Source organism: Terrimonas sp., from assembly GCF_003075435.1.
GTDB lineage: Bacteria > Bacteroidota > Bacteroidia > Chitinophagales > Chitinophagaceae > Agriterribacter.
Window position 1 is genome coordinate 193,528 of the sequence record NZ_QCZJ01000006.1, and the last position, 20,922, is coordinate 214,449.

Annotated in this window: 17 protein-coding genes; all 17 read left to right on the top strand. The window is 38.8% G+C overall.

Annotation, left to right across the window (positions count from 1 at the left end; genetic code table 11):
- The first annotated feature begins 39 nt into the window (after nt 1-39).
- The 17 genes from DC498_RS09110 to DC498_RS09190 all read left to right on the top strand — a co-directional run bounded on the left by DC498_RS09110 (nt 40) and on the right by DC498_RS09190 (nt 20,847).
- On the top strand, nt 40-846 hold the full coding sequence (locus tag DC498_RS09110; protein WP_116873835.1) for a glycosyltransferase family 2 protein: 807 nt from the start codon (nt 40-42) through the stop codon (nt 844-846).
- The gene (locus tag DC498_RS09115) at nt 837-1,727 is read left to right on the top strand and encodes a hypothetical protein (protein WP_206197567.1); all 891 of its coding nucleotides are present in this window, start codon (nt 837-839) and stop codon (nt 1,725-1,727) included. Before DC498_RS09110 ends, DC498_RS09115 begins: the two co-directional genes overlap by 10 nt.
- Before the next feature lie 5 nt (nt 1,728-1,732).
- The gene (locus DC498_RS09120) at nt 1,733-2,947 is read left to right on the top strand and encodes a glycosyltransferase (RefSeq protein ID WP_133176805.1); all 1,215 of its coding nucleotides are present in this window, start codon (nt 1,733-1,735) and stop codon (nt 2,945-2,947) included.
- Nucleotides 2,944-3,864: a glycosyltransferase gene (locus DC498_RS09125; protein ID WP_116873837.1), complete on the top strand. Its 921-nt coding sequence runs from the start codon at nt 2,944-2,946 to the stop codon at nt 3,862-3,864. The genes DC498_RS09120 and DC498_RS09125 overlap by 4 nt, the downstream gene beginning before the upstream one ends.
- Nucleotides 3,861-4,409: an acyltransferase gene (locus DC498_RS26755; RefSeq protein WP_116873838.1), complete on the top strand. Its 549-nt coding sequence runs from the start codon at nt 3,861-3,863 to the stop codon at nt 4,407-4,409. The genes DC498_RS09125 and DC498_RS26755 overlap by 4 nt, the downstream gene beginning before the upstream one ends.
- Nucleotides 4,410-4,447: 38 nt before the next feature.
- Nucleotides 4,448-5,695 (top strand): hypothetical protein, encoded by a 1,248-nt coding sequence (locus tag DC498_RS09135; RefSeq protein ID WP_116873839.1) that lies wholly within the window; start codon nt 4,448-4,450, stop codon nt 5,693-5,695.
- Between the two features lie 60 nt (nt 5,696-5,755).
- Entirely contained in the window at nt 5,756-6,514 is a 759-nt protein-coding gene (locus DC498_RS09140) for a WecB/TagA/CpsF family glycosyltransferase (RefSeq protein ID WP_116873840.1), read from the top strand.
- A 36-nt stretch (nt 6,515-6,550) separates the two neighbouring features.
- A complete protein-coding gene (locus DC498_RS09145) occupies nt 6,551-7,942 on the top strand; it encodes an undecaprenyl-phosphate glucose phosphotransferase (protein ID WP_116873841.1) in 1,392 nt (463 codons plus the stop codon).
- A 137-nt stretch (nt 7,943-8,079) separates the two neighbouring features.
- On the top strand, nt 8,080-8,598 hold the full coding sequence (locus DC498_RS09150; RefSeq protein WP_116873842.1) for an RNA polymerase sigma factor: 519 nt from the start codon (nt 8,080-8,082) through the stop codon (nt 8,596-8,598).
- Nucleotides 8,599-8,665: 67 nt separating this feature from the next.
- Nucleotides 8,666-9,682, top strand: a complete 1,017-nt coding sequence (locus tag DC498_RS09155) for a FecR family protein (RefSeq protein ID WP_116873843.1) — start codon at nt 8,666-8,668, stop codon at nt 9,680-9,682.
- Between the two features lie 129 nt (nt 9,683-9,811).
- Nucleotides 9,812-10,933: a FecR family protein gene (locus tag DC498_RS09160; protein WP_116873844.1), complete on the top strand. Its 1,122-nt coding sequence runs from the start codon at nt 9,812-9,814 to the stop codon at nt 10,931-10,933.
- Nucleotides 10,934-11,085: 152 nt separating this feature from the next.
- The gene (locus DC498_RS09165) at nt 11,086-14,445 is read left to right on the top strand and encodes a TonB-dependent receptor (RefSeq protein WP_116873845.1); all 3,360 of its coding nucleotides are present in this window, start codon (nt 11,086-11,088) and stop codon (nt 14,443-14,445) included.
- 24 nt (nt 14,446-14,469) lie between these two features.
- Nucleotides 14,470-16,023, top strand: a complete 1,554-nt coding sequence (locus DC498_RS09170) for a RagB/SusD family nutrient uptake outer membrane protein (RefSeq protein WP_116873886.1) — start codon at nt 14,470-14,472, stop codon at nt 16,021-16,023.
- 19 nt (nt 16,024-16,042) lie between these two features.
- Complete coding sequence (locus DC498_RS09175) at nt 16,043-17,116, top strand: LamG-like jellyroll fold domain-containing protein (RefSeq protein WP_165813803.1); 1,074 nt, start codon at nt 16,043-16,045, stop codon at nt 17,114-17,116.
- 147 nt (nt 17,117-17,263) lie between these two features.
- Nucleotides 17,264-18,916, top strand: a complete 1,653-nt coding sequence (locus tag DC498_RS09180) for a glucoamylase family protein (protein WP_116873847.1) — start codon at nt 17,264-17,266, stop codon at nt 18,914-18,916.
- 34 nt (nt 18,917-18,950) lie between these two features.
- Complete coding sequence (locus DC498_RS09185) at nt 18,951-20,288, top strand: glucoamylase family protein (RefSeq protein WP_116873848.1); 1,338 nt, start codon at nt 18,951-18,953, stop codon at nt 20,286-20,288.
- 145 nt (nt 20,289-20,433) lie between these two features.
- Complete coding sequence (locus tag DC498_RS09190) at nt 20,434-20,847, top strand: DoxX family protein (protein ID WP_116873849.1); 414 nt, start codon at nt 20,434-20,436, stop codon at nt 20,845-20,847.
- Nucleotides 20,848-20,922 lie beyond the last annotated feature (75 nt).

A 20,922-nucleotide genomic window follows, 5' to 3' on the forward strand; every position in this document is an offset into this window, starting at 1 on the left:
TAACAAGTGACAGATAACACTCCACATATTGCCGTTATAATGACATGCTTCAACCGCAGGGATAAAACAGTTCAGTGTCTTAAAAACCTGTTTTGCCAGGAGGAAATGAATACAGGGTATGCTGTTAAGGTTTTCCTGGTTGATGATGCTTCTACTGACGGTACCCCGGAGGCTGTTTCTGAACTTTTTCCTGGTGTGCAGATAATTAAAGGTAATGGACATTTATATTGGAACAGAGGTATGCATACGGCATGGGAGGCGGCTAAAAATGAGTGTGATTTTGATTACTACCTGTGGCTGAATGATGATACGGATATTAAAATCAATGCCATCATCGAAATGCTGGAGTGCGCTGCTGCAACTAAAAACAATGCCATAATATGTGGAGCAATTTGTTCCAGGTTAAATCAAACATTTACCTACGGAGGCAGAAAAGCTAATGGCGAAGAAATTCATCCTGATGGAGCGTTGCAGGAGTGCTATACTATTAACGGTAATTGCGTATTAGTAAGCAAATTAATTTGCGACAACACGGGAATATTAGATCCGCTTTATCCTCATGCAATAGGCGATTATGAATACGGGCTCAGGGCAATAAAAAAAGGATTTAGAATTGTAACTACCCGTCAATATATAGGATATTGCGAGAGAAATGCTAAACTACCTGCATGGTGTTATAGCAATGTCCCGCTTAAAGAAAGATTTGAAGCATTATACTCTCCTTTAGGCAACAGTCACCCTTACTACTTTTTTATTTTTGAAAGGAAGTATTATGGGTGGTTAACAGCCATCAAGCATTATTTTACGATACATTTACGCGTTTTAATACCAGCATTATGGAAATAAAACCACCTTTTGTTTTTCAGGCTGATGCTGAAATTGTAAATGATGTTTACGAAAATCATCCAAATTATCTTATTGAATATAATGAAAATGCTGTAAAGGAATATTGTATTGTATATTTTGCCAGTAATGATCTTTATTATCCTAATAATGAAATAGCTTTTTCTGAAAGTGTGATAAAAAAAAACAGGTTTGAATGGTATGGCAACAGAATTAACTACGGGTATAAACACATTTTTCTACGTGATATAAAGAAGCAATGGTACCTCACCGGAATTAATGCAACGCTCAACTGCCCTGCGGCACTTTTTGATTTTCTAAGGGAAGAAACTATGGGCTATAAAACTATTTTCCTGGGGAGTTCGGCAGGAGGTTTTATTTCTGTCATACTTGGCCAGTTAATAAATGCTGAAAGGATTTATACTTTTAACGGACAATTTGAAATACTTTCTTTATTGAATGAAAGTAATGCAGAAATGATAGATCCAATACTTTTTCGGAACAAGAATAATGAGATACTGTTGCCATACTATAACGCTGCAAACTTTATTACCAATCCATCAACTGTATATTATTTTCATTCAAATAAAAGTACCTGGGATATTGAGCAAAACGAATTAGTTAAACAAATTCCTGTTAACAGGATCAGTTTTATTACAAACAATCATGGCGTACCATTTTTGAAATCGAATCTTCCTGTAGTATTAAACCTTTCTTTGGGTCAGTTAAAAGAGTTGTCGGGAAAAACAATACATCCTTTGTTTTTTTCGCTGAAGATGGTTGGGCTTTTAAAAACACTTGAAGGTCTGAAGTCAATAGTTCAATTCGCTTTAAATAAAGTTTATATAAAGACTATACAGAAGTGGAAGAAAAAGAATCAATAGATAAAATGAGAAGGCTTTTACTATCTGCTTTTGCTTGTGATCCTACCAAAGGGTCGGAGCCGGGAAATGGTTGGAACTGGGCAATTGGGTTAGCTAATAAAGGTTTTGAGGTGCATTGCATAACCAGGGAAGTTTCACGTAAAGGCATTGAATCAAAACAGAAACCTGTAAATCTTCACTTTCATTACCTACAATTGCCAATAGGGCTGGAGAAACTGTATTCTGCATCACAACCTACCATGTATCTCTATTACATTATATGGCAATGGTATGCTTACAAGATGGCGCTTCGTTTGCATAAGCAGATTAAGTTTGAGATAGCGCATCATGTTACCTGGGGTAGTTTACAAATGGGCTCTTTTATGTACAAATTGAATGTGCCGTTTATTTTTGGACCTGCAGGTGGCGGGCAGGTGGCGCCTGCAGCATTTAAAAAATATTTTAGAGAACATTGGAATGCAGAAGAGAAAAGAGAAACTGTTACCAGGTTTATGCTTAAATATAACCCTGCCTGCAAAAAAATGCTCCAAAAGGCTTCAGTTGTACTGGTTTCCAATAGGGATACGCTTGAAATGGCCGAAGAAAATGGGGCGCGGAATGTTAGGTTCACATTAGATGCCGCGTTACCAACATCTTTTTTCCCTGAACAACAAACTATAAAACGAACTGAAAATGAACAACTTAAATTACTATGGGTGGGACGCTTCATGCCCCGGAAAGGGATTTTACTCTTGTTGGACGTAATGAAAGAATTGGAAAGCTATGCCGGCATTACACTTACCGTAATTGGTGATGGGGAGATGAAAGAAGTTTTTCTTGACAAATTAAAGGAATACAAGCTTGAAAGCAAGGTTTTCTGGAAAGGTAAAGTGCCTTTTGAAGGGGTAAGGCAATATTATGCTGACCATGATGTTTTTTTCTATACATCGCTAAGGGATTCATGTCCTGCTCAATTAATTGAGGCAATGGCATTTGGTATGCCGGTTGTTACACTTAACCTGCATGGCCAAGCGTTAATAGTTGACGATAGCCGTGGGTTCAGGGTTTTATGCGAAACTCCGGAGGCAGCAATTAGAAACCTGAAAGAAGCCATCCTGACATTATATACATATCCTGCATTATTAAGGTCGATGAGCATTGCTGCCTATAATTTTGCGGGGCAACAAAAATGGGAAAAGAAAATAAATAATATAGTTGAACAATACTATCCGATAAAATGAATATAGCTCCAATACTTTTGTTTACATATAAAAGGTTAGATACGCTTAAACAAACAGTTGCCGCGCTGCAAAAAAATTCGCTTTCTGCGCAAAGTGATTTGTATGTGTTCTCTGACGCGGCTAAAAAAGAGCCGGATCAGCAGGCTGTAAGTGATGTACGGGATTTTTTAAAAACCATCAATGGGTTTAAATCAATCAGAATAATAGCACGTGAACAAAACTTCGGGTTAGCAAAATCCATAATTTCGGGCACATCAATGGTGCTGGAAACTCATGATAGTGTAATAGTTATGGAAGATGACCTCCTTACCACAAGTAATTTCCTCGCTTTTATGAACGAGGCTTTAATACGGTATAAGGACGATAAAAAAGTTTTCAGTATTTCCGGTTATTCATTTGATCTTAGGGCAGACTGTAGTAATTATTCATTGGATGCTTATTTTTTGAATAGAGGATGGTCGTGGGGTTGGGCGACATGGAGAGACAGATGGATTAATGTGGATTGGAATGTTAGCACGTATGCTGAATTCACTGCGGATAAAAAGGCTCAACAGGCTTTTGCCCGGGGAGGGTCTGATCTGAACAAAATGTTGCGGGAGCAAATGGAGGGACGGCTTGATTCGTGGGCTATCCGTTGGTTTTATCATCAATTCAAAACAGGTGGCGTAACACTTTATCCTGTTTATTCAAAAGTATATAATTCCGGATTTGACGAATTTGCAACACATACAACAGGTTCAGAAAAAAGATATGTACCTGCATTAGATAAAGATGGGAAAACTTCTTTTGTGTTTCCTGATGCTATTGAAGCAACACACTATTTTCAAAAGATGTTTTTACAGAAAATGGGCATAACAGCCCGGGTACGCTCCAAATTACATACAATCTTTTTAAATATGTTTAAAAGAACAACGTGATTAGGATCTTAAAAAATATCAGGGATATCTATCTCGTTAAAATAAAGTGGCGGAAGTATGATATAGGTGAAGGGTTTCATGCCGGAGCCAGGGTGAGATTATGGGCAAAAAATAAAATTAAAATCGGTAAAGATTTTTATATCGGAAGAGATTCGCAGATTGAATCGGACTGTGTTATAGGTGATTACGTAATATTTGGCAATAAAGTAGCAATAGTAGGTAAATATGATCATAATTTTCAGCAGGTAGGTGTTCCGGTAAGGCATGCCATGCAAATAAGGGATAAATCCTATAACTGGAAAGGGGCAGAAACCAAACCTGCAATAATAGGTAATGATGTTTGGGTTGGGTATGGTGTAATAATTATGAGCGGTGTTAGAATTGGTGACGGAGCGATTATAGCAGCAGGTTCGATAGTCGTTAAGGACGTGGAACCTTACACTATATATGGAGGCATACCTGCAAAAAAAATCAGGGATCGCTTTGAAGATACGGCAGCATTGGATAACCATATACAGTTACTAAAACAATATACTCGTACTTAAAGTAGTGCTTAAGTTTAATTACAAATTGACTGATCATTATGCTTACTAAAAATAATTATACGCCTTTATATGTAGGAGTATTATTATTTGTACCTTTTCTTTCCGTTTACATTTTTACCACAGGCCTTACAAATGGGCTTGACCCCATTTTTTCAATTGACGAGCCCACTCATCATTATCCTACTATCCTTGCATTCGCAAAGCAAATGCCCTTTCTTTATTTAAAAGATTATAGCTCTGCAACCACTCCCCTTTTTCATATTTTGGTTGCAGCCATAAGCAAAGTAATTGGAACGGATATTGAAACCTTAAGGCTTGTCAATTTTTTCATAACCTATGCTTCTGTTGTCTTGCTTTTTAATATACTTATTCGGCGCTTTAGATTATCCGTTCAAAGCTCATTTCTGTTTGCCCTGCTTTTCGCATTGTCTCCGTATTATTTCAGAGAAGCTTTTGTGCTGCTTACTGATAATTTACCTGTTTTATGGTTATTGTGTTTCTTTAATTTTTACCTGAGATACAAACAGGAGGGCAAAGAAAGGCTGTTTTTAATTTCGCTGCTGTTTGTTATGCTGATGGGGCTTACAAGGCAAACATACCTGTTTGTATGTCTGCCCATTTTAGCAGACATATTAAAGGAAGATGTACCAGTTAAGCAGAAAGCACTACATTGTTTTTTTCTTTTTTTAGCGGCTGCTCCAACCTTGTATTTCTTTGTATTATGGCAAGGGTTAACACCTCCCTCTTTTACTGAATGGCATACACGTAAAACATCACTAAGTCCTAAGGCAATATTATACGGATTAAGTACGGTAGGGTTCTATAGCATTTTTATTCCGGGCATAAACATTTTTGCTTCCCTTTGCCGGAAAGAGAATGCTTTAATTATTTTTAGCGGGCTTTTACTGGTGTGGGGCGTTACTTTTTTCTTTCCCCTGATAAAAGGCCCTAAGGATTTTGGATTCCTGTGGTACATGGCAGAACCTTTTTCAAAAGTTGCCGACTCTGCAATATTATTTTATATACTTGGAGGATTAGGAATAATTTACTTGCTGGGTATCGGGCAAAAAAAAGGTTCCCGATTTTACATCTTGTTTCTCCTTGGATTGTTTCTTTCAGAAATCCCTAACGATGCTATTTTTCAGCGGTATTATGATAATAGTATATTACTTGCGCTTATATTTTTGAGTGCTGAATATTATGTATCTGATAAAATAGATACTTGCCGGCGCATAGCCTTAATTGCTTTTTTTGTTATGTATTTTATTGTTTACACAGTTGCATAATATATGTGAGACAATATCAAATTGATTTATCTTCTTTAATAATAAGAAATCAGTCACGAAATGGAAGTTCTAGGATTATCTGTAACAACAGGAAGATATAGGGATTTTATTGACGAAATAAAACATTTAGCACTTTCAAATAAATCTTCTTATGTATGTGTTGCTAATGTACATATGCTTGTAGAGGCACATAATAACAAATCTTTTGCTGATATAGTAAATAGTGCAGATATAGTTACACCAGATGGGACGCCGTTGGTTTGGGCATTGCGCTTATTACACAAACATACCCAGGATAGGGTTGCCGGAATGGATCTGCTGCCCGACCTTTTAAAGCAATCAGAGCAGGATAACATTCCGGTATATTTTTTTGGAGGTACAGAAGAAATGATTAAAAAAACAGTGCAGTTTTTGAAAGTAAAATATCCTCAGTTAACTGTTGCCGGATATTATAGCCCACCTTTCAGACCTCTGACTGATACCGAAAAAACAGAAATAGAAAGAAATATTAACAGAAGTAACGCAAAAATTGTTTTTGCTGTTCTGGGGTGCCCCAAACAGGAAAAATGGATGGCTTCTATGAAGGGTAAGATCAATGCATGTATGGTGGGGATAGGAGGAGCGTTACCTGTACTTATCGGGGAACAAAAAAGAGCCCCGAAATGGATGCAAAAATGTGGATTGGAATGGTTATATAGATTTATGCAGGAACCTCGTCGTTTGGCAAAAAGATATTTTGTGACCAACAGTATTTTTATCTGGTTGTTATTAAAAGCCATGCTTAAACAGTGGGTTGCCCCCAGGACAAATCGCTGCTAACTGTAAATAATATTAAAATAATATTAATAATCTTTTATGAACCAGCATCTTTCAAACCTTATTCGTATAGGTTTTTTATTACTGGACTTACTGGCTCTTAATACAGTTTATTATGGGTGCAGATTTTTCTTTTCGAATTATATACCTGCAGAACTGAATAATCAATATTCATATTTATGGATATGGTGCAACTTTGCATGGATAATAGTAAGTTGGGGAAACAACACCTACCGTAACAGCGATATTTTTTCGTTCGAAAAATTTTCGCGTAATACCATGCATGCTTATGGATATTTTCTCGCATTGGTAACGCTCTACCTCTTTCTGAATAAGCAGAGTGATGTGTCAAGATTGTTTTTCCTCAGTATGCTCATTTCGTTTGCATTCGGGCTTATAGTAGACAGGATCATTCATTTGGGACTCTACCATTATTTCAGGAACAAGGCATATATAACCAGGAAAGTGGTTATAATAGGATATAATACACGGGCAAAGAAACTGGCGGAATACCTGGAACAGCAGCCGATATATACCGAAATTCTTGGGTTTTGTGAAGATGAAACCAACATTCATGAGCTTACACATTATCCGATTATTTCTGACAGGCGAAATATTATTAACTATTCCCTGAAAGAACAGGTTACGGAAATATTCTCTACCATTTCCCCGGAAGAAGATAAATACATATACACCCTTATGAACCAGGCAGACCACGCTTGTATTAAATTCAGGATATTGCCTGATCTTGATCATTTTATCAGAAGGCCGGTACATATTGAATATATAGATGATATGCCTGTATTATCTCCAAGACATGAACCTTTGGATGATGTAGGGAACAGAATTAAAAAGCGGTTTTTTGATATAGTGGTGAGCAGTATAGCTATAATATTTATTTTATCGTGGCTTGTTCCTATCCTTGCGATACTTATCAAGCTTGAATCCAGGGGTCCTGTATTTTTTGTTCAAAAGCGAAATGGTAAAGACGGCAGGCCATTTAATTGCCTGAAGTTTAGAAGTATGACGGTTAATAGGGACTCAGACAGCAGGCAGGCCACAAAAAATGACAGCAGGATTACAAAAATGGGAGCCTTTATGCGAAAAACGAGCCTTGATGAATTGCCCCAGTTTTTTAATGTATTAATGAGTGATATGAGCGTAGTAGGGCCGCGCCCCCATATGCTAAAGCACACAGAAGAATATTCAAGATTGATTAACCAGTTTATGATCCGCCATTTTTTAAAACCAGGGATAACCGGGTGGGCACAGGTAAACGGCTTGAGAGGAGAAACAAAAACTACAGAAGATATGGCAAACCGGGTAAAATATGATATCTGGTATCTTGAAAACTGGAGCCTTTGGCTTGATACCCGTATTGTATTTATGACCGTTTTTAATGTGATGAAGGGGGAGAAAAATGCTTATTAGTAAAAATTTGCATACTTCCGGAGAGTTAATTTATTTTCCTTTTTAAAAATCATTTTTTGAAGTTTGTTAATTCTGTTTTATTTTTTTGTTATTTTTAAATATCGGATATCATTGACTAAACCACAAATTGGAGATTCATGACCACGCAGGGAGTAGAAAATGCACTTGAAGTATATTTCATGGATGTATTTAAACGCCATGAATACAGGCTATATACATTAGTATTACATCTTACCAAATCTGATGAATATGCAAAGGATGTAATTCATGAGGTGTTTATGAAGCTCTGGCTACAACGTTCAGGCATTTATTCAATTGTAAATGTTGAGTCATGGCTGTATAAATTAACAGAAAGTAAAGTAATAGATTTTTTGCATAAAACTTCTGCTGAAAGAAAATTAAGGGATGCGTTGTGGATTAGTATGCGCAATATGACGATAGAAGCCATTGAAGAAAAAATTTCTGAAAAAGAGTATACAAGTATTATTGATAAAGCAATTGACCAACTTCCTCCACAAAGAAAGCGCATATACAGGCTTTCAAATGCTGATAGCTTAAATTACCAGGAATTTATTCAATATCTTAAAATTTCAAAAGGCACTTTAAAAAATCAATTTACTAAGGTTATATATTCCATTAGAAATATATTTCAATAAATTTCTTTTTGAAATATTACTGTGTTAACTACTGCTATTAAAAATTGACAGCATAGCGTGTTTGCCAATGGAAGAGAGAATAGAATATCTGCTTCGACAATATGAAAAAAATAATTGTTCCAGGGAGGAATTAGAAGAGTTGTTTTCATATATTAATGGATTAAGGGCAGGAGACCAATCTCTGAAACAAGCCGTAAGGAACATTTATGATGATATAAAAAAAAATCACCCATCCTTTACTTATGTTGATGAAAATGGAAAGCTGGTACTGACCGGGCCTGACGATCAATCTGCTTTCTCCGACAAAACATTGGTTTCAGGGAAGCCCAAATGGAAATTACTGGTTGTAGTAACAGTCTCCTGTATAATAGGATTTTGTACGCTTATCTGGATTGTAAGAAAAAATTTTTCTGTTGTAAATTATATTCAAAAACCGACTACCAGCAACCCTTCAAAAAAAATCAGCACAAAGGTGCAGCAGGGAAGGTTATCTCTTTCAGACAGCACAGAGGTTTGGTTAAATGCTAACAGTGTAATAGAAATTCCTGATAAATTCTCTGACGACAAGCGCGAAATAACCTTGAATGGTGAAGCCTTCTTCAGCTCAAGATCGTCTTCATCTGCCCCACTTGTTATACATTGCGGTAGAATAACAATAACAGCGCATTCCAGTGCTTTTAACATAAAAGCTTATCCTAAAGACAAACAATTGTCTGTAAGCTCTGTTTCCGGAAAAATTAGGGTGACCCAGGGATCAGACTTATTGGGTGTGTTAGCCGGAGGACAATCACTTAAGGTGAACAAAGATGACGATAATATTAGCCGCAAAGCAGTTTCTTCAGAAAATGTAGCTTCCTGGCGTGAGGGAAATATGAAATATGAAGAGGAGTTTCTGATCGATATAATTGCAGATATAGAAAGAGTATATGGTATAAATGTGACGCTGTCTGATGCTGCATTTGAACGCATGAGGGTGTCTTTTTCTTTTACTAAAGACACTCCTGTTGCCCGGGTTTTGGAAAACCTGTGTGCCATAACCAACACACAACTGGATGGAGAAAATGATGAGTTTATAATACTATAAATAGCCCTTTCTCAACTATTTTTTAAGGACTTGCCACAAGCAAGTCCTTTTTTATTATAAATTTTATCTCTTCTTAGGGGTAAAGACTGTGTGCTATTGTCTTAATACTATCCAAACGACGGCTTGCTTATGACAGTTGACAGAATATGGTATATATTAGGCAAAAAACTTAATGGCGAAGCCAGCCATGACGAGCTTAAAGAACTTTCTCAAATTTTAGCCCAGCATCCGGAGTTATATTACCCCATTCAGAACATTACCGATATATGGAAGCTTGACAAACCATATGATAAGCAGGAAGCATTTGATGCATTACAGCATCATTTAATGCGTCTTGCAGATAACAGGGGCGAGATCATTATGGAAGAAAGCTCTGCGCAGGATCGGTCTGCTCAATCCCTGTCGTCCCAAAAACGTAAGTACATTTTTTATGCTTTTACTGCGGCTTCTGTTATAGCTATATTTTCTTACTTACTTTTTTTTAATTCACCAGCCAGCTCTAAAACCAAAAGCATAACCGCGAAAGTACAGGAGCATACAATCAATGAAATTTCAACAAAAACAGGTGCGCATTCAAAAATTATTTTGCCAGACGGGTCGCTGGTATGGCTAAACGGTGGCAGCAGGCTAACCTATGATAAAGCATTTAATAAGGGAGAAACACGTGAAGTTGAATTAAAGGGCGAAGCTTATTTTGATGTTGCTAAAAATGCCTTGAAGCCGTTTATTATCCATACGCATCAAATGGACATTAAAGTGCTGGGCACGACCTTTAATGTAAAGTCTTATCCCGAAGATAAAAGTTCTGAAACCAGCCTGATACATGGATCAATTGAAGTGACTGTGCGCCAGGGAACCGGTGAAAAAATTATTTTGAAGCCGAAAGATAAGCTGATTGTAACAGGATATACAGCCAGGCTGGCTGAACCTGAAAAAACCGGCAATACAGCGGCAACTTCAACCAGCAGTAAAATAAGCAGTATAAGTTATTTACCCTCTGACAGTACAATAATAGAAACTTCTTGGATGGATGACAGGCTTATTTTCCGGGATAAATCATTTGTAGAGCTGAGCGCAGATATGGAAAGAAAATATGGTATTGCTTTCAGCTTTCAAAATGAGAAAGTCAAACAGCTGATGTTTAGTGCCAATTTTAAGAACGAGAATATAGAGCAGGCGCTTAAAGCACTGCAACTAGCCAATAGATTTTCATATACACTTATGAAAGACACTGTAATAATTTCTCACTAACCCAATTCTGCTATGGCAATGCTTAATACATCATGAGAAAACATTGAACATAAAAACGGGAAATGTTCCAGCATTTCCCGCCAGGTGTAAAACTTGCCTGAAACGTAATATTAAATGCAAGTTTTGTTTAATTAACCCTTAATGATAAATATATGAAAAAAAAACGGCTATGGTATTATCACCATTTACCGACTGCTTATTTTAAAGTATTAACAGTTATGAAGCTTACTGTTTTATTGCTGGTGCTTAGCGTTTGCCAGGTAATGGCAAAAGCAAAGGCCCAGGAAAAAATTACCCTGAACCTTAGCAAGGCATCCATCAGCCAGGTGCTGAGCGCTATTGAAAAGCAAGGCTATTACCGTTTTGTATACAATAGCAGTTTGATTGATCTGAAACAAAAAACATCCATTGATGCGAAAGATGCCAGCATTGATGAGGTACTTAAAAATCTCTTTACACGTACTGTTCTTTCTTACAACAGGCTTGATGATAACCTGATAGTGGTTATGGAAAATGAAGCTTTAAGAAAAGATATTACCATTACAGGTAAGGTAAATGATGCATCAGGCAATCCTTTAGCCGGGGCTTCAGTAACCATAAAAGGAACTTCAAAAGGTGTAACTACAGATGCCAATGGTGATTACACTATTTCTGCTCCGGAAAACGGAACATTGGTTATCTCTTCCGTTGGTTATAAAACACAGGAGATTGCCATAAACGATCAAACAAAAATTGACGTATACCTTGAGCCATCAGTTTCACAACAACTCAATGAAGTAGTGGTAATTGGGTATGGTACAGCAAAGAAAGGCGATTTAACCAGTTCGATTGCGACAATTAAGCCGGAGGATCTGAAGAAAACCCCGAGCGGCGCATTGCTTAATGCTGTACAGGGCAACGTAACCGGTGTCCAAATCAGTAGCCTGGGCGGCCCTGGTGATGCACCCGAAATTAATATCCGCGGGATCAAATCCTTATACGGGGGAAGTGTTTTATATGTAGTGGATGGAGTATTTGTTGACAATATTGATTTCTTAACACCCAATGATATCCAGGATTTCCAGGTGTTAAAAGATGCTTCGTCTGCTGCTATCTATGGTTATAAGGCTTCTAACGGGGTAGTATTAATTACCACCAGGGGTGGCAAATATAACAAAGATGCTACCGTTACTTATTCCGGTTATTATGGCACACAAAGAGCTGCTAATGTAGTAAAAATGGCTAATGCAGAGCAATTTGTAAACTTTGCCAACGAATCAGGTTCCAGCGTTGAAATAGCGAGTGTGCAGGCAGCTATTGCCAGGTATGGAAGGAGCCGGGTTAACCCGAACCTGCCTAATGCAAATACCGATTGGTATAAGGAGGCCCTGCGCAACGCCCCCATTATGAATCATGATATTTCTGTTGATGGAGGTTCTCAAAAAATATCCTATTCTGTAGGAGCTAGTTATTTTACCCAGGATGGGATATTAGATATAAAAAGCAGTAGTTATCAACGGTACAATTTAAGGGCAAAATTAGAAGCAAAAGCCAAAGATTGGTTAACTGTCGGAGCCGGTATGGTGTACAGTAAAAGTGAGCAATACGGCTACGGCAATATTAACCCATGGGCAGAGATATATTATGCTGTACCTATATTACCTGTGCTGGATGCCAACTATGCCGGACAAACGGTATATTCCCAGCCATATTCTTCAGCAAAGGATGTAGGATACAGGGATCATCAGAACCCATTCCCCAATATGAATAATGTAGATAACCTGGGAGAAAGAAGAAGGATCACTGCCAATGTGTTTGGCGATTTTCATATTCTACCAAAAACCTTAAACTTCAGAACGAGCCTTTCTTATAATAACAGAAATGATAATAACAGGCTGATGAATTTGCCTTATTATATAGCCGATGCTTATCAAAGAAGTTTAGTACAATCATCCATTACAAGGTCTAATGCACTGGAGGAAAATTACACTTTTGATAATACGTTAACTTATACTAAGGCATTTGGAGATCACGATATTACCGCAATGGGGGGATTTTCTTTCAGGGACGAGAGGTATACCTTCTTTTCAACTACAGGAAATTTTTATGAAGGACCTTTTTCAAGAGATGTAAAGCAATCCTGGTATATTGAAAACACCTCTGCAAGCTCAAGGGTGTCATCAGATGATGGAACCAGGGTATATAGCCGTTCCTATTTCGGGCGGTTGCAATACAAATACAAAAACAAGTACATAGCCTATGCTACAGTGAGAAATGAAGCTGCTAACAAGTACAACCAGGAAAAGAGTATTACTTTGCCTTCCGTAGGGTTGGCGTGGATCGTATCCAGTGAAGATTTCATGGAAAATCTGTCTTCCATTAATTATTTGAAACTCAGGGCAGGTTGGGGCCGTTTGGCCAATGGCAATGTGCCAACTGCAAGGGCGCAAAGCGCCAATGCTGTGTGGAGTGTATTTAACGATACAAAAGTAGACGGCTTTAATTTTTCAACTTACCAGGATAACTTAAGCTGGGAATTTAACGAAGAACTGAACGTGGGTGCAGACCTGGAATTATTGGACAGAAGGTTAAGCATTACCGCAGATTACTTTGTAAAAAATACCAAAAACCTTGCTATCCCTGTATTGCCCCAGGTAGGTAACGAAACGAGTTATCAAAACGTGGGAGCTATGCGTAATAAGGGTATAGAAATTTCGGCCACCTGGAGAGGAAAGATTGCTAAAGATTGGGGGTATACGATAGGCGCTAATTTTAGTACCATTAAAAATGAAGTTACCAACCTGTTTGGCCAGGCTTTTATAACCAGGGGACCACTGGCTGAGTTTCCGCAGAGATTAACAGTAGGGCAGCCCTTTGATGTATTTTATGGATACGAGATCACAGGCGTTTATCAAACCCAGGCTGAAGTAGATGCAGATCCGGTAGCTGCTGCTGCAAATGCAGCCGGTGCAGGAACGGTAAAACCGGGGTATTTTAAATTCAGGGATGTAAACGGAGATAAAGTATTAGATGCCAACGACAGGGTATATTTAGGCTCCCCGGCCCCTACTTATTATTATGGTGGTAACATTGGGGTAGACTATAAAAACTTTGATTTATCGGTACGCATTTACGGGCAGGGCGGCAATATAATTTTTAACAGTAGCCGTGCAGAAGTTTTCAGGAACCAGGGAAGAAATATAGACGCCCAGTTAGCTGATAACCGCTGGCATGGAGAAGGAACATCCAACAGCTACCCCTCATCTGAAGGGTACAGAACGGCATGGAACCAAAAGGCTTCAAGGTTTTGGTTAGAAGACGGGAAGTTCTTCAGGATTCAAAATATCCAGTTAGGATACTCCATAGAGAAGCGTAACAAGGTACCTGAAATGCGTTTTACCCTTACTGCTGACAGGCCTTACGTGTGGTCTAAAAGTAAATCAACCAATGTGGAAGTGGGTTTTGATGGCATTGATTCGGGTACTTATCCTACCCCTTCCGTGTTTACCGTTGGTTGGAGCGTTAAATTTTAATATCAGCATTTTAAAATGAATAAAATGAAAAGTAAAAAATATTTATGGGCGTCTTTATTAATTGTTACAACGTTTTTATTAACGGATTGTAATAAGCAATTAGATGAGCCAAGAGAATTGGAAACCCAGGCTGGAAGCGTGGATTATACCAATGCCAGTGCAGCAAAAGCAGCGTTGGTAGGGGCGTATCAATCATTCTATGATTTTTGGTGGGAGCATGTTCCCTGCCTGTCAGTTCGCGGAGACGATGTAAATTCCGGGGGCGGCAGGAATGGCGTATTCGATCAACCTCCTTTTCACGATGAGGATATGTTTGTGTATGATGCTAATTTTTGGATGATAAATAATGCCTGGGATGGATTGTTTCAACATGTGCTGCAAATCACAGCACAAATTGAACAATTGGAAAAATTCAGGAAAGCTGGCGTAAATGCTGCATTGATAGATCAATACATTGCCGAATGCCAGGTATTAAGAGGCTGGCTTACATTAACGTTGTCAAGAACATTTGGTGGAGTGTTTAAAGTAACCACTACAGACCCGACAGTGCTTTCAATGCAGACCAAGGACGAGATCATGAGCTGGATTAAAGAAGAAATGCAGGATGCGTCAACGAAGTTATTGGATATGCATCCTAATCAAAGAACTGATTTAAGAGGAGGGGTCACAAAATATACTGCTTTGGCAGTAAAGGCAATGGCCGAGCAGGAATTAAAAGATTACAATGCGGTTGCAACAACTACTGGTGAGATTATTTCTTCCGGGAAGTTTAGCCTGTATGGGGATTTTAATAAAGAATTTAAAACCGCAGGTAAATTATCAAGTGAGAATATTCTGGAAGTCCAATATTCGGATTTTAATTCAGGCTCGGGAGATAGCCGGAATTATTTAAATGATTTTTTTGGTCCTACAAACTGGACGCCTGCAGTTAGTGGCGCCGGGGGCGGCTGGGGATTTTTTGAGCCAAGTGAGAAATACATTAAGTTTATGTTGAACAGAGGTGAGAAGACCCGCCTCCAGACAAGTGTAATTTTTACACCCGATGGTATTGATAAAATTAAATCAGACCCTGCATTCTCAACGTTGCCGGCATGGGTTTCTAACACCACCCCTGAAGGTGATGTTTTCCTGAATTCCCCCAGGGTTTATTTCTATAGCGGCAAGCATTACCTTCCTACAACAGAATTAATTCCGGGAAGGACAGGTTATGCCAGTAATAAAAACATGAATATTATCAGGTATGCGGAAATATTATTAATGTATGCGGAAGCTGTAACCCGTGGCGGTAATGCATCTGCCGGAAGCGCAGATGCTGCTGTAAACCTGGTAAGGGCCAGGGCAGGTCTGGCGCCTTTATCCGGTGTAACCAGCCAGCAGGTAATAGATGAGAAATATGCAGAACTGGCTATGGAATGGGGTAACAGGTTTTATGATATGATACGTTTGGAAAATACTGCCGAATTGAGTTATGACGGCAGGACATTTACCATGGACAAAAAATACCTCCCTTATCCTTTGCCGCAATTGGATAAGAGTGCTATTTTAAAAGAATATGCAGATACGCATCCTGATCATTAATTTATTAAGTATTAATATTATGAAAAGTATTTTGAAATGTATTATTACAGGGATAGTGTTATCATTATCCTTTGCAGCCTGTAAGAAAGGCTACATAGACCCGATTTCAAAAGTAGACCCGGGGCCTGATGAACTGGCGCCAATAGTAGAGATAATCAGCCCGTCATCTGATATCCAGATTCCACCTACTACTGATGTTACAAATTTTGATTTTAAATTTAAGGTTACAGATGATATTGAGCTAAGCAAAGTTGATATTTCCTTAAATGGTACTTTATTAAAGTCATATGCCAGTACTGATCTTATAGATTACAGGGGAATATCAGGTACTTATACTTATGCTGATTTGGGTTTAGGTGCTCATACTTTTGAAGTTGTTGCAACTGACCTGTCCGGAAAAAGCACTACTAAATCATTTGCGTTTAACATCAGTAATAAGTATATTCCACTTTTATCAAGCGAAGTTTTATATGTTCCTTTTGATGCAGATTTTAAGGATTTGATAAATACTGTTTCACCGGTTGTTACGGGTACTCCCGCTATTGCTACAGGAGGGCATAATAGTGCAGCTTACCAGGGAGCAACTGATGCATATCTGACGTTTCCAATTGCAGGCTTGTATAGTTCGGAAGGGATCAGTTTTTCTTTTTGGTACAAGCTGAATGCTTCCCCTGATCGTTCAGGAATTATTACTATTAATGATAATGACAATAATTCGGATGAAAATAGAAGCCAGGGGTTGAGATTATTTAGAGAGGTAGCTGCAGGTTCCCAAACAATGAAAATTAATGTAGGAACGGGTTCCGGAGAATCATGGAATGATGGCGGGGCAATTCCTGGTTCAGGTGCTTGGGTGCATGTTGCAGTTACTGTTTCCCCAACAGAATCTAAAATTTATTTCAATGGTGTTCTTCAAAGAACAGCGACATATACTACTGCGTTCGACTTTTCAACAAGTACGACTATGACGATTGGTTCAGGCGCACCATCATTTACTTATTGGAGCCATTTATCTGATTTAAGTTTATATGATGAGTTCAGGGTATTCAATAAAGTATTAACACCTGAAGATATTGAACTTTTAATGCAGTAATAGCTTGAATTAAATCAGCAGGTTAAAAACGCCTTACGGTACGGCAAAACCGTAAGGCGTTTTTAATATAAGATTAAGAGCCCGGAAGTATAGTGCTGACACATATTGTTAACGCCTTTACTTTTTTAAAACATGCAGGCCTGAGAAATGAGAAAAATATTATTTTCAGTTTTGTTATTTCATGCTGTTTTTATCAGCGCATGTAAGAAAGGAAGTGACCCTGCACCACCATCCCCGGCTCCTGATTTTTCTATCAACAGTTGGGAGGTAGACGGAGTTACTAATCAGAATGACAATAAAGGAACAGCCGTAAACCCGGATATCCGGCTTTATTTTCCGGTAGCAATTGACAAGGCTTCGGTTGCTTCGGCTATTGAGCTGCCCACAGCTAATTATAATGTAAATTATCAGAATGGCGACAGCATATTAGTAATACAGCCAAAATCTACCTTATCATATCTTTCAAACTATAAGCTTACTGTTAATAATACCCTGAAATCAAAGGGTGGGGGGAAGTTGATTTTTCCTGTTGAAATAAAGTTGCAGACCAGGTATGACACTTTATATAAATTTCCCCTAATAAGTGACAGCGCCCTGCTTGATAAAGTACAGCAACAAACATTTAAATACTTCTGGGACTTTGGACACCCGGTAAGCGGCCTGGCAAGAGAAAGAAGCAACGGCAATAATGATGTGGTTACTTCCGGCGGTTCAGGATTTGGTATAATGGCTATACCGGTGGCGGTTAGCCGGAATTTTATTACCAGGGCTGATGGGCTTGCCCGTATGCAAAAGATAGTTGGCTTTTTAAAGCATACTGCGGTTAAAGTAAAAGGCGCATTTCCGCACTGGTTAAATGGGTCTACCGGTGCTATCATTCCTTTTAGCACCAATGATGATGGCGCAGACCTGGTGGAAACATCTTATTTAATGGCGGGGTTGCTTACTGCCAGGCAATATTTTAATGGAACAGATGCTGATGAAACTGCTTTAAGGAACGATATCAATGTGCTGTGGAATGGAGTGGAATGGGATTGGTTCAGAAATGGCGGACAGAACGTTTTGTACTGGCACTACAGCGATGCAAAACAATGGATCATGAACCTCCCGGTACAGGGCTGGAATGAATGTCTCATCACTTATATACTGGCGGCATCTTCTGCTACTCATGGTATTCCTCAATCGGTTTATGCAAATGGCTGGGCCTCCGGTTCATCATTTTTAAATGGCAATGCTTATTACAGCTACCAGTTGCCGTTAGGTCCGTCGCTGGGAGGTCCGCTGTTCTTTTCACACTACTCATTTTTAGGGGTGAATCCTAATGGGCTGAGTGACGCTTACGCAAACTACAGCACACAAACCACTAATCATTCACTCATTAATTATGAATATTGTAAAGCAAACCCCAGGAGATGGTATGGCTATAGCGATAGCTGCTGGGGGCTAACGGCAAGCGATATACAAAATGGTTATACAGCCAGCTCACCCACAAATGATATTGGAGTGATTGCACCAACAGCTGCTATATCTTCTTTGCCGTATACTCCTGTTGAGTCAATGAAAGCTTTAAAATTTTTTTACTATACACTTGGTGATAAAATATGGAAGGATTATGGTTTTGTTGACGCGTTTTCACTGCATGATCTCTGGTTTGCCAACTCTTTTTTAGCAATAGACCAGGGCACGCAAATTATAATGATTGAAAATTACCGGAGCGGGTTATTATGGAACCTATTTATGAGTTGCCCGGAAATAAAAGCAGGGTTGCAATCATTGGGGTTTAATGCGCCGGGGTTATAGGTATTAACCATTCTTTAAGCGATATCTTGATAATATGAAACATATATTTCTATTTACTTTTCTCTTTTTCAGCCTGTGTGCTGATGCACAGCAGAAGAAACCCATTCAACCGGTATTTGATGCTGCCAAACGGCCTAAAAATCTTTCTGATTCAGCATTGCTTGACCTTGTTCAAAAACAAACTTTTCGCTACTTCTGGGATTTTGCACACCCAGTAAGCGGAATGGCGAGAGAAAGAAGCAATACAGCATACTATGGGCATGAAGTGGTAACAACCGGGGGAACGGGCTTTGGTATTATGTCGATAATTGTTGCAACGGAAAGGGGTTGGATATCCAGGGACACTGCCGCGGGATTTATGCGTAAAATGGTCAATTTTTTATTGAAAGCAAATTCCTATCATGGCGTATTTCCACACTGGCTTGATGGCGCTACCGGTAAAACCATTCCTTTCAGCAGGAAGGATGATGGAGCAGATCTTGTAGAGACATCATTTTTGTTCCAGGGCTTGCTTTGTGCGCGGCAGTATTTTAACCAGGATAATCCGGTAGAAAACGAATTCAGGAATAAACTCAACTGGCTATGGACAGGTATTGAATGGAACTGGTTTACACGCGATGGGCAGGATGTTTTATACTGGCACTGGAGTCCCAACAATGGATGGGCAATGAATTTTCCGGTGAGGGGGTTTAATGAATGCCTGATCATGTATATACTTGCTGCAAGTGATGAGAAACATTATCCTGTCAGCGCTTCCGTATACCACCGGGGTTGGGTGGAAAGCAATTTTTTTAAAAATGGCAAACAATTTTACGGTCATACTTTACCCTTAGGGTTTGACTATGGCGGGCCATTATTTTTTTCACATTATTCCTTTCTGGGATTAAACCCTAAGGGACTGAAAGACCGCTATGCAGACTACTGGCAGCAAAATGTAAATCATACTTTAATCAATCACGACTACTGTGTAGAGAATCCTAAAAAATTTAAAGGCTATAATGATAGCTGCTGGGGACTGACTGCGAGTGATACCTATAATGGTTATGATGCGCATTCTCCCACTAATGATCATGGAACTATTACGCCAACAGCAGCGCTGTCTTCTTTTCCATATACGCCCGAATTATCTATGAAAGCACTCAAACATTTTTACTATAACCTTGGAGATAAGATATGGGGTGAATATGGATTTACAGATGCATTCAATGAAACGCAAAACTGGTATTCAAAAAATTACCTGGCAATAGATCAGGGACCTATTATTGTGATGATAGAAAATTACAGAAGCGGGTTATTATGGAACTTATTTATGAGCTGCCCGGAGATTAAATATGGATTGAAGAAGCTGGGGTTTGAAAGTAAGGGCAAGTAAGTTAGTCGCCAGAGGTGACAGGGGAGCTGTGCGTGGCGAACCTGCCTGACGGCAGTCAGGGACGCCACGCACAGCTCCCAATGGCCGCCAGAGATGCCATGTGCAGCACCATATAGCAGTAGTTGATGGTTTTAAATCATATACAATGAAAAGAATATTTTCTCCTGATTCCTGTATGATGCAAGAAGGATTAACCTTTATCAGGATCATCATTGGATTGTTAATGGTCTACCATGGTTGGGAGGTATTTGACAAAGCAAAGATGGTGGAGTACGCTAAATGGGAACGTTTTAATAGCTATGCTGCTCCTGCCGTAATGGTATATATAGGCAAAGGTGCAGAATTAATTTCGGGGGTATTGCTTGCGTTTGGGTTATTTACCCGTATTGCTGCGGTTATATTAATAATTACCATGCTGTACATATGTTTTAAAGTAGGAAACGGCAGGTTTTGGTATGAAGACCAACACCCGTTTTTATTTGCACTGCTGGGGTTGATATATTTCTTTGCTGGCGGAGGAAAGTATAGTATTGATAATATATTGTTTAAAAAGAAATAATGATATAAGTGTTGTGTGAGGTTTGTGAACGCTGCGTGAGGCGTCCTCGCCTCACACATATCTCTTGTCGCCTCT